Genomic DNA, 10,493 nt, shown 5'->3' with positions numbered 1-10,493 from the left:
ACGTCCTCCACCAGGGCCTCCTACACGTATCCGCGGTCGATCAGTTCGTAGAGTTCGTCGTCGCTCGGGTCCGCCGGGCCGGGTCCGTCCGCCGGCTCCGCGGGGTCGGGCGCGTCTGGCGCGAGGAGCGAGAAGACGTGCCGGCCGAGCTCCCGCGGCGTCGGATAGGTGAACGCGACGGTCGCGGGGAGCCGCACACCGGCCGCGGCGGCGAGCCGGTTGCGGAGCCGCACGGCCATCGACGAGTCGAAGCCCAGGGCCTTGAACGTCTCCCCCGACCTGGCCGCGAGGTCCGCGCCCGTCAGGTCCACGCCCCGGGCGCCCAACACCGCCGCCGTCTCCGCGCACACCAGCCTGCGGACCGCCGGCTCCGTCCCGAGGTCCGCCGACCCGCCGCCCGCGGCGGCGGGGGTCTCGTCGGGTGCCGTCAGCCAGTAGCGCCGCCGGTCGAACGCGTAGGACGGCAGGCCGATCCGGCGCGGCCGGTCCGCGGCGAAGACGGCCGCCCAGTCCACCGGCACGCCGCGCACGTGGAGTTCGGCCAGCGACGCCAGCACCTGGCCCGCGCTCCCGTCGTCCTTGGTGAGCGTGCCGACCACCGGTGGCGAGGCACCCAGCGCGTCGGCGGTCTCCTCCATGGCGACGGTGAGCACGGGATGCGGGCTGACTTCCACGAACACGCCGCCGTGGTCGCGCATCAGGCGCTCGACGACCTCGCCGAACCGCACCATCGAGCGCAGGTTGTCGTACCAGTACGCGCCGCCGAGCCGTGCCGGGTCGAGCGGACCGCCGGTCACCGTGGAGTGGAACGCCGCGGTGGAGCCGCCGGGCGCGATCCCCGCGGTGTCCGCGAGAAGGCGGTCGCGGATGCCTTCGATGTGGTGGGAGTGTGAGGCGTAGTCCACCTTGACCCGCCTGACCCGGACGCCGTCGGCGGCGGCCGCCGCGGCGAACCCGTCCAGCGCCTCGGCGTCCCCGGAGAGCACCACGGACGCCGGCCCGTTGACCGCCGCCACCGACAACCGCCCGGACCACGGTGCGAGCCGGTCCCGAACCCACGCGGGAGAGGCCGACACGGCGCTCATCCCGCCGCCCTGGCCGGCCAGTCCGGTCAGCGCCCGGGCGCGTAGGGCCACGATCCGTGCGGCGTCCTCGAGCGACAGCACCCCCGACACGCACGCCGCCGCGATCTCGCCCTGGGAGTGGCCCACCACGGCGTCGGGGACCACCCCCAGCGAGCGCCAGACCCGCGCCAGCGACACCATGACCGCGAACAGCGCCGGCTGGACGACGTCCACGCGGTCCAGCGACGGCGCCGACTCCGCGCCGCTGAGCACGTCCACCAGCGACCAGTCCAGCCACGGCGCCAGCGCCTTCGCGCAGTCGTCGATCCCGCGCGCGAAGACCTCCGACTCCGCGTACAGCCGTCGCCCCATGCCGGCCCACTGCGAGCCCTGGCCGGGGAAGACGAAGACCACCGGTCCCGCCTGGTGTTCGGCCACGCCGCGGATCACCCGCGCCGACTCCCCGCCCGCCGCCACCGCCTCCAGGCCGGCCGACAACGCCTCGCGGCCGCGGCCGAGCACGACCGCGCGGCGTTCGAACGACGACCGCGTCGCCACCAGGGAGTACCCCACGTCGACGGCCGACGGCGCCGGGTCCGCGGCCACCAGGTCCCGCAGACGCGCCGCCTGCTCCCGCAGGGCCGGCTCCGAGCGTGCCGACAGCACCCACGGCAGCACCCTCGAGGGCGAACCCTCCTCCGCGGGGGCTTCCGCCACCTCCCGAGCAGCCTCTTCGAGGACGACGTGTGCGTTCGTGCCGCCCATCCCGAACGACGAGACCCCGGCGCGCCGCGGTCGGCCTGGCGTGTCCGGCCAGGGCCGCGCGGTGCGGGGAACGTCGAAGTCCTTCGCGAAGTCCGCGACGGCGGGGTTCGGGGAGCGGAAGTTCAGGCTCGGCACCAGGTGGCCGCGGTCCAGGCAGAGCACCGCCTTCAGGAAGCCGACGACGCCCGCGGCCGCCTCAAGGTGCCCGACGTTCGTCTTCACCGAGCCGACCGCCAGCGGCCGGCTCCGCCCGGACGCACGGAACACCTCACGCAGACCGGCCAGTTCGGCCGGGTCGCCGAGCCTGGTCCCGGTGCCGTGCGCCTCGACGTAGTCGACGTCGTCGAACGGGACGGCCGCGCTGTCGAGCGCGGACAGCACGGTCGCCGCCTGCGCGCCGGGGCTGGGATCCGGCATCCGCGACGACGCCCCGCCGCTGCCGACGCTCCAGCCCCGGACCACCGCGTAGACGCGGTCGCCGTCGGCGACGGCGAGGTCGAGCCGCTTCAGCACGGCGAATCCGCCGCCCTCGCCCCGGACGAAGCCGTTCGCCCGTTCGTCGAAGGTGAAGCAGCGGCCGTCGGGTGACAGGGCGCCGAGGTTCGCCAGGCCGAGTCCCGTCTCCGGGTCGACGATCAGCTGCACCCCGCCGACGAGCGCCAGGTCGACGGCCCCGCTCCGGATCCGGTCGCACGCCAGCGCCACCGCCGTGAGGGACGAGGACTGGCCGGAGTCCGCGCAGAAGCTCATGCCGCGGACGTCGAGCAGCGCGGAGATGCGGTTGGCGACCAGCGTGCCGCTCGAACCGAGTGCGGCGTAGTGGTCGTCCCGGTCTCCGCCGGTCCGCCTGCGCAGCACGTCGTAGCCCGAGGACGCGGCCCCGACGAGGACGTCCATCGCGCGCCCCGCGAGCGCGGTCGCCGGGATGCGGGCGTCTTCCACCGCCTCCCAGGCGAGTTCGAGGCCCAGCCGCTGCACGGGGTCCATCGCGGCCGCCTCCGCCGGTTCCGTGCCGAAGAACCCGGCGTCGAAGCCGTCGACCGCGTCGAAGAACGACCCCGAGCCCAACACGTCGGCGTCCGGTGCCGGCGTGCCGGCCGCCCGGTGCTCCGGGAACGTCCCGACGGTCGACCTCCCCTCGGACAGCAGGCGCCAGAACTCGTCCGGGTCGCGAACTCCCGGGAAGCGGCACGACATTCCGATGACGGCGATCGCGGGGGCCGGGCCACTCATGCGAACCCCTTCCGGTTTCCTCGGTGCGCCGGTGCCGCCCACAGGTGTCACCGCCATCGCGACAGCAGGGTCCGGAGCCCGTCCGGCGCGTCCATGAAGTCGTGGTGTCCGCCGTCGACGACGTGGAAGTCGACCTCGTCCGCGTACCGGCGCCAGCCCTGGAGCCGGTCGAGGCTCACCTCGGGGTCGTCGCGCCAGTGCAGGACGACGATCCGGCACCGCACCGCGACCGGTTCCGTCCGCCGGTACGCACGCGCGGCCGCCTGGTCGCCGAGCAACACGGCCAAGCCCATGTCGATCATGTCCGGCCGCGGTTCGATCCCACGGCCCCGGACGAACGACGCCAGCTCGTCGCGCAGTTCGTCCTCGGTCATGGCGAGCATGCGGTCGTCCGCGTCGTCGTGCGGCGCCGGTTGGCCCGACACGACGAGGCGGTCCGGTCCCGGCAGCCCGAGTTCGGCGAGCCTGAGCACGGTCTCGTACGCGGGCAGCGCGCCCGCGCAGTGTCCGAAGAACGCGAACGGCCGGTCGAGCAGCGGTGTCAGGGGCTCGACCAGACCGGCCGCGAGGGCCTCGTAGGTGCCGTAGTGCGGTTCGCCCAACCGGTTCTCCCGGCCGGGGAACTGCAGCGGGCAGACCTCGACGTCGCCGAGCGCGGCCGGCCAGGCGCTGAAGGCCGACGCCCCGGAGCCGGAGTAGGGGAAGCAGAACACCCGGGCCGGGTGGCCGGTGGACGGCGGCCGGACGAACCACGGCGACGGTGCTATCGCGGAACCGGATGTCATGGCGTCCGCCGTTTCTGGGCGACGATGGGGAGGTGGGTCATCCCGGCGATGAAGAACGAGCGCAGGTGCGTCGGTTCGTCGGCGAGGTCGATCGATCCGAACCTCGAGAGCAGTTCCTCGAAGAAGACCTGGAGCGTGAGCCGGGCCAGCGGGGCGCCGATGCAGAAGTGCGGGCCGAACCCGAACGCGACCTGCCGCTTGGCGTTGGCACGCGTGATGTCGAAGACGTGCGGGTCGGTGAACCGGGACGCGTCCCTGTTGGCCGACCCGATCCACGCGACGACGGCGCCGCGGGCCGGGACCGTGCCGCCGCCGATCCGGGTGTCGCGCACCGCGTACCGCATGAAGTTGCACGCGGGGGACGTCCAACGCAGCCCTTCCTCGACGAGGTTCGGGACGAGCGACAGGTCGGCCTGCGCCTTCGCGAACTGCTCGGGCCGCTCGACGAGCGCATGCACCGTGCCCGAGACGGTGTGCGGCGTCGTCACGTTGGCGCCGAGCAGGATGCTGTAGCCGTCGAGGGCGATCTCCTCGTCGGTCAGCGGCGCGTCGCCCGCGCGGACGTTCATGAGGTGGTCGAGCAGACTCCCGTCCTCACCTCCCGCCGCCCGCCGCCGTCGGACCCACTCCGTGACGTACGTGACGAGTTCGTGGTGGGCGATGGCCAGCGTCGCGGCGTCGCTGCCGTGGTGGAAGTGCGGGTCGGAAGGGGCGGTCACCATCGCGGTCAGCTGCACGAGGTCGTCCCAGTCCCGTTCCGGGATCCCCAGGATCGGACCCGTGACGATCGCCGGGAGGAGCAGCGCCCGCTCGGCCAGGTCGAAGGTGCCGCCGTCCAGCGCCGGTTCGAGGAAGCGGACGACCGCCTGCCGGATCCGGTCCGCCCAGGGCGCCACCGCCCGCGCGGTCAGCTGGGCGCCGATCGCCCTGCGGACCTGGGTGTGCCGCGGCGGGTCGGTGGACGTCATCAGCGTGCCCGCCGCGACGTCGTCCTCCCCGAGGTGGGTGACGACGGTGCCGCGCTCCGACGTGAAGTCCTCGTGGTCGCCGAGCACGCGGCAGACGTCGTCGTACCGGGTCACCGACCAGAACTCCCGGCCGTCCGGGAGGATCTGGTGGTGCAGCGGGGCCTTGTCCCGCATCACGTCCCAGACGGGGTGCGGATCGCCCGACGTGTAGAGGTCCAGCTCGAACAGGTCGACACGGTCGAGGTCGACGTCGTGCCCGGGCCCCGGCGTCAGCCTCACGTGCGTACCCTCCCCTGCTCGATCAGTTGCTCGATCAACGCGGCGACCCGCGCCGGGGTCTGCGCCAGATAGAAGGCGCGCACGGACAGCTCGACGCCGTAGTCGTGGGACACCCGGTCGATGATCTTGATCCCGATCAGTGAATTCCCGCCGAGCTCGAAGAAGTCGTCGTCCGCGCCGACTTCACGACCGTCGAGGTATTCCGCCCACAGCGCCGAGATCTCCTGCACGAGTGCCATTGCCAGCCATTTCCTTCCGCCGCCGCCGAAAATCGGCTCGTGCATTCCTCGCGACGCCAACGTAATTGGCCGGGGAAAGCCGGGGCAAGGGAAATCAGAACGCCCGCCGACCGTACGCCGTCGTCCTGTCGACGGGACAGAAATCCGGAATCCGCACAGGAATTGGCGCGGGAATTCTTGACACCCGGCGCGCCGCGGGTTTCCGCCCCGCCGGACGCCGGCGGCGCGCCGCGCGGGTTCCGTGCCAAAATCGGCGCGTGCAGATCGGGGTCCTGGGTCCATTCGAGGTTCGCACGGCCGACGGCGCCGTGGTCGACGTGCCGGGCGCGCGGTTGCGCGGACTGCTGGCCGCCCTCGCCCTTCGGGCCGGCAACACGGTCCCGAAGGCGTGGCTCGTCGACTGGATCTGGGGCGAGCAGCCGCCCGCCGACGCGACGAACGCCCTGCACCGCCTGGTCTCCCGGCTCCGGAAGCTGCTGCCGGACGGCGTGGTCGAGGGGCGGCCGGACGGCTACCGCCTGGCGGTGGGCCCCGACGCCGTCGACGCCGTGCGGTTCGAACGCCTCGTCATCATGGGCCAGGCCCGCGCCGAGGACGTGTCCCGGCGGGTGCGGCTGCTGCGCGAGGGCCTGGGGCTGTGGCGCGGTGCGGCGATGCAGGACGTCGGCCTGCAGGACAGCGAGGCGTACGACGCCGTGGTCGTCCGGCTCGAGGGCCTGCGCCTGACCGCGACGGAGGAGTGGGTCGACGCGGAGGCCGCCCTCGGGCGCGGTGCGGAGCTGGTCACCGAGCTGACCGACCTGGTGGCCGCGCACCCGCTGCGGGAACGCCTGGTCGCGGCGCTGATGCGCGCCCTCGTCGCGGCGGGCCGGGACAGCGAGGCGCTGCTGGCGTACGAGCGCGCGAGGGAGGCGCTCGCCGACACGCTGGGCGCCGACCCGTCGCCGGAACTGGCTGCGCTGCACGTCGCGCTGCTGCGCGGTGAGCTGGGGCGGCCGGAGGAAGGCCGGAAGACCAACCTCACCGCGGAGCTGACCAGCTTCGTCGGCCGGGACGCCGACGTCGCCGCGGTCCGCGGGCTCCTTTCCGAGCACCGGCTCACCACCGTCATCGGGCCGGGCGGCGCGGGCAAGACGCGGCTGGCCACGGAGACCGCGCGCACGCTGCTCGGCGACTTCCCCGACGGCGCCTGGCTGGTGGAGCTGGCCGCGGTCGGCGCCGACGGCGACGTGGCGCAGGCGACACTCGCCGGGCTCGGGCTGCGCGACGCCCTGCTCGGCGCGGGGCCGAACGCGGAGCCGGCGGACCGGCTCGTCGCCGCGCTCCGCGACCGCGAGGCCCTGCTGATCCTGGACAACTGCGAGCACGTGATCGAGTCCGCCGCGGTGTTCGCGCACCGGGTGCTCGGGGAGTGCCGGCGGCTGCGGATCCTGGCGACCAGCCGCGAACCGCTCGGCATCACCGGCGAGGCGCTGTGGGGGGCCGAACCGCTCGCCCTGCCGGGGTGGGACGCGGCCGCGGCCGCGATCGAGTCGTCCCCCGCCGTGCGGCTGCTGCGGGACCGGGCCGCCGCGGTGCGCCGCGATCTCGCGTCCGACGCCGGCACGTTGGCGACGATGGCGCGCGTCTGCCGGGCGCTGGACGGCATGCCGCTGGCCATCGAACTGGCCGCGGCCCGACTGCGCACGATGTCCGTCGACCAGCTCGCCAATCGGCTCGACGACCGGTTCCGGCTGCTGACCGGCGGCAGCCGGACCGCGCTGCCGCGGCACAAGACGCTGCGCGCGGTGGTCGACTGGAGCTGGGAGCTGCTCACCGACGCCGAACGCCGGGTGCTGCGGCGGCTCGCGGTGTTCTCGGGCGGGGCGGGTCTGGAGGCCGCCGAGCGGGTCTGCGCGGGCGACGGGGTCGACCGGGAGGACGTGCTCGAACTGCTCACCGCGCTGGCCGAGAAGTCGCTGCTGGTGGCCGAGGGCGCCGACGCCCCGCGGTACCGCATGAGCGGCACGGTGCGGGAGTACGCCGGGCACCGGCTCGCGGAGGCGGGCGAAGTGGCCCTGGCCCGCCGGGCGCACCTGGCGTGCTTCACCGAGCTCGCCGAAACCGCGGAGCCGCACCTGCGCCGCGCCGGGCAGCTGGAGTGGCTGGCCGTGCTCGACACCGAGCACCGCAACATCGGTGCGGCGATGCGCGGCGCGCTCGAGGCGGGTGAGGCGCCCGAGGCCATGCGCCTCGCGGCGGGCGCGGGCTGGTACTGGTGGCTCGGCGGACGCCGGACCGAGGGCTTCGAACTGGTCACCGCGGCCACCAGGTTGCCCGGGGAGGTGCCCGACGACGTCCGGGCCACGGTGTACGCCCTGGTCTCGATGTTCGTGAACTCCGGGCCGGGCGACGAGCACCAGTCCGCGGTGTGGATCCACGAGGCGCACCGGTTCAACGAGCGCGCCCGGTCCGGCGGACGCCGCCACCCGGCGCTGGGCTTCATCGGCGCGCTGGAGCGCATGCTGCGCGACCCCGCCGCGATGCTGACCGCGTTCGACCCGCTGCTCGACGACGAGGACCCCTGGGTGCGCGCGCTGGCGCGGCTGCAGTCGGGCAAGATGCGCATCATGCTCGGCGAGGAAGGGCGGGAAGCGGACGCGTACCTGGAGACGGCCCTCGCCGAGTTCCGGGCGCTCGGCGAGCGGTTCGGGATCTCGTTCGCGCTGACCGAGCTCGCGGACCGGATCGCGGTGCGCGGCGAGTTCGCCCGGGCCGCCGCGTACTTCGAGCAGGCGGTCGCGGTCGTCACCGAGGTCGGCACGACCGAGGACGTGATCCGGATGCGGTCGCGGCAGGCGCAACTGCACTGGCTGCTGGGCGACAGGGACGCCTCGGCGGCGGCCATCGCCGAGGCGCAGCGCCGCGCGGACGGCGTCACCTGGCCGGGCGCGCTGTCCGTCCTGGCGTTCACCAAGGCGGAACTCGCCCGGTGGGGCGGCGACGCCGACGAGGCGCGCCGGCAGCTCGCCGCGGCGACGGCGGTGCTGGGCGACGAGGCGGAGCAGCCGAACGTCCGTGCGGCGGCGCACGACGTGCTCGGCTACCTCGCCGACGACCTCGGCGAGGCCCGGGCGCACCGTGCGGCGGCGTGCGAGGCGGCGGCCGCCGCGGGCCACGCGCCGCTGATCGCACAGGTGCTCGTCGGGGTCGCGGACCAGGCGCTGCGCCGCGGTGAGCCCGCGCTGGCCGTGCGGCTGCTCGCCGCGAGCGACGGCGTCCGCGGTCTGCCGGACCTCTCGCACCCGGACGCCGTCCGGATCGAGCGGGACGCGCGGAGCCGCCTCGGCGACGCGGGGTTCGCCGAGGCGGCCGCGGAAGGCACACGGGCCGACTGGTCCGAGCTGGTCGGGGTCACGCTCGCTTCTTGAACGTGGACACCGCCCACAGGTAGCCGACGACCGCGAAGGCGGCGCACCACGCGAAGGCCGCGGCCACGTCGCCGTTCGACGCGTGCGTGCCGGTGAGCAGCCCGCGGAGCGTCTCGATGATCGGCGTGAACGGCTGGTACTCGGCGAACTGCCGCACGCCGGCCTTCATCGTGTCGGCGGGGACGAACGCGCTGCTCAGGAACGGCAGCATGATCAGCGGAACGGTGGCCAGTCCGGCGGACTCGACGCTCTTCGCGGCCAGCCCCAGGGCGACGGTGAGCCATCCGGCCGCGAAGCTGAGCAGCAGCAGGAGGCCGATCGCGCCGAGCCAGTCCAGGGCGCTCGCGTCCGGGTCGAAGCCCATCGCGAACGCGACCGCGACGATGGCCGCGCAGGCGACCATGCAGCGGACCGTGGTGACGACGACGTGCCCGGTCAGCACCGCGCCGCGGGAGACGTCCATGGTCTTGAAGCGGTTGATGATGCCCTTGGTCATGTCGTCGTTGACGGCCGTCGCGGTGGCGCCGAGGCCGTAACTGATGGCCATCACGAGCAGGCCCGGTGTGGCGTAGTCGATGTACTTGCTCTCGCCGGTGGCGAAGGCGCCGCCGAACACCGCCACGAACATGACCATGATGACGATGGGGAACAGCACCGAGTTGAACACGGTGACCGGGTTTCGCATGCTGTGCTTCAGGTTGCGGCGCAGCATGATCGCCGAGTCGGCCAGCGGTGTGGAGATGCTGCTCATCGTGCGATCGCCTCCGTGCTCGTCGCGGTGCCCGTGCTGCGGGTGCTGTCCGTCGTGTCGGTGCCGGCCGTGCCGTCGGCGGTCGGGCGCCCGGTGAGGGCGAGGAAGACGTCGTCGAGGTCGGGCGTGTGCACGGAGAACTCCTGGGCGTCGAGCATGTGCTCGTCGAGCCGGTCGAGGAGCGCGCGCAGGGACCGCGACGTGCCGTCGCCGGGCACCCGCAGGGTCAGTTCCTGGTCGTCCCGCGCGGCGCCTGGCAGGACGCGCGCCGCCGTCTCCAGGGCGGAGTGCTCGGCGAACCGGAGCCGGACGTGGGTGCCGGGGATCAGGCGCTTGAGCTCCTCCGGCGTGCCCTCGGCGACGAGGCGGCCGTGGTCGAGCACCGCGACCCGGTCGGCGAGTTGGTCGGCCTCGTCGAGGTACTGGGTGGTGAGGAAGACGGTCGTGCCCTCGGCCACCAGGTCGCGGACGATGGCCCACATCGTGCGCCGGCTGCGCGGGTCGAGGCCGGTCGTCGGCTCGTCCAGGAAGATGATCCGCGGTCGGCCGACCAGGGTCATGGCCAGGTCGAGTTTCCGGCGCATGCCGCCGGAGTAGGCGGACACGAGCTTGTCCGCCGACTCCCCCAGGTCGAAGCGCTCCAGCAGTCCGGTGACCACCTCGCGGTCGCGCACCCGCTTGAGGTCCGCCATCAGCTGGAGGTTCTCCCGGCCCGACAGGAGTTCGTCCACGGCGGCGAACTGGCCGGTGACACCGATGACGGAGCGCACCGCCTTGGTCGCGGCCGCCACGTCGTGCCCGCCGACCGACGCCGTCCCCGCGTCGGCCTTGAGCAGCGTGGTCAGGATGTTCACCGTCGTGGTCTTGCCGGCCCCGTTCGGGCCGAGCATGGAGTAGACGGACCCCGCCTCGACCTCGAAGTCGATGCCGTCGAGCACGACCTTGTCGCCGTATGCCTTGCGCAGTCCTGTGACCGCGATCGCCGAACTCTTCATGCGC

At 73.9% G+C, this 10,493-nt stretch carries 7 protein-coding genes; 1 reads left to right on the top strand and 6 read right to left on the bottom strand.

The window, feature by feature from the left end:
• Positions 1-20 precede the first annotated feature (20 nt).
• The 4 genes from QI554_RS13120 to QI554_RS13105 are packed head-to-tail and all read right to left on the bottom strand — an operon-like array spanning position 21 to position 5,378.
• Positions 21-3,062: a type I polyketide synthase gene (locus tag QI554_RS13120; RefSeq protein WP_281469521.1), complete on the bottom strand. Its 3,042-nt coding sequence runs from the start codon at positions 3,060-3,062 to the stop codon at positions 21-23.
• 47 nt (positions 3,063-3,109) lie between these two features.
• Positions 3,110-3,847 carry a thioesterase II family protein gene (locus QI554_RS13115; protein WP_281469519.1) on the bottom strand — a complete coding sequence of 246 codons (738 nt, stop codon included), beginning with the start codon at positions 3,845-3,847 and terminating at the stop codon, positions 3,110-3,112.
• The gene (locus tag QI554_RS13110) at positions 3,844-5,094 is read right to left on the bottom strand and encodes a cytochrome P450 (protein ID WP_281469517.1); all 1,251 of its coding nucleotides are present in this window, start codon (positions 5,092-5,094) and stop codon (positions 3,844-3,846) included. The genes QI554_RS13115 and QI554_RS13110 overlap by 4 nt, the downstream gene beginning before the upstream one ends.
• Positions 5,091-5,378: a phosphopantetheine-binding protein gene (locus QI554_RS13105; RefSeq protein ID WP_281469514.1), complete on the bottom strand. Its 288-nt coding sequence runs from the start codon at positions 5,376-5,378 to the stop codon at positions 5,091-5,093. The genes QI554_RS13110 and QI554_RS13105 overlap by 4 nt, the downstream gene beginning before the upstream one ends.
• A 212-nt stretch (positions 5,379-5,590) precedes the next feature.
• On the opposite strand from QI554_RS13105, the gene QI554_RS13100 reads away from it, so the two are divergent.
• The gene (locus QI554_RS13100; RefSeq protein ID WP_281469512.1) at positions 5,591-8,743 is read left to right on the top strand and encodes an ATP-binding protein; all 3,153 of its coding nucleotides are present in this window, start codon (positions 5,591-5,593) and stop codon (positions 8,741-8,743) included.
• Here the strand turns inward: QI554_RS13100 and QI554_RS13095 are convergent.
• A complete protein-coding gene (locus QI554_RS13095) occupies positions 8,727-9,494 on the bottom strand; it encodes an ABC transporter permease (RefSeq protein ID WP_281469510.1) in 768 nt (255 codons plus the stop codon). The two genes, QI554_RS13100 and QI554_RS13095, sit on opposite strands and share 17 nt — an antisense overlap.
• The gene (locus QI554_RS13090) at positions 9,491-10,489 is read right to left on the bottom strand and encodes an ATP-binding cassette domain-containing protein (protein WP_281469507.1); all 999 of its coding nucleotides are present in this window, start codon (positions 10,487-10,489) and stop codon (positions 9,491-9,493) included. The genes QI554_RS13095 and QI554_RS13090 overlap by 4 nt, the downstream gene beginning before the upstream one ends.
• Positions 10,490-10,493: the final 4 nt, after the last annotated feature.

It is taken from the genome of Yinghuangia seranimata (assembly GCF_029953285.1).
Lineage (GTDB): Bacteria > Actinomycetota > Actinomycetes > Streptomycetales > Streptomycetaceae > Yinghuangia > Yinghuangia seranimata.
Note: the sequence above shows the minus strand (reverse complement) of the source record. Positions and strands in the feature narration are given on the sequence as shown.

What these genes read in the sequence shown, in the direction of transcription:
- QI554_RS13120 (WP_281469521.1), bottom strand. Translation starts at nt 3,062, where the DNA reads ATGAGTGGCCCGGCCCCCGCGATCGCCGTCATCGGAATGTCGTGCCGC.
- QI554_RS13115 (WP_281469519.1), bottom strand. Translation starts at nt 3,847, where the DNA reads ATGACATCCGGTTCCGCGATAGCACCGTCGCCGTGGTTCGTCCGGCCG.
- QI554_RS13105 (WP_281469514.1), bottom strand. Translation starts at nt 5,378, where the DNA reads ATGCACGAGCCGATTTTCGGCGGCGGCGGAAGGAAATGGCTGGCAATG.
- QI554_RS13095 (WP_281469510.1), bottom strand. Translation starts at nt 9,494, where the DNA reads ATGAGCAGCATCTCCACACCGCTGGCCGACTCGGCGATCATGCTGCGC.
- QI554_RS13090 (WP_281469507.1), bottom strand. Translation starts at nt 10,489, where the DNA reads ATGAAGAGTTCGGCGATCGCGGTCACAGGACTGCGCAAGGCATACGGC.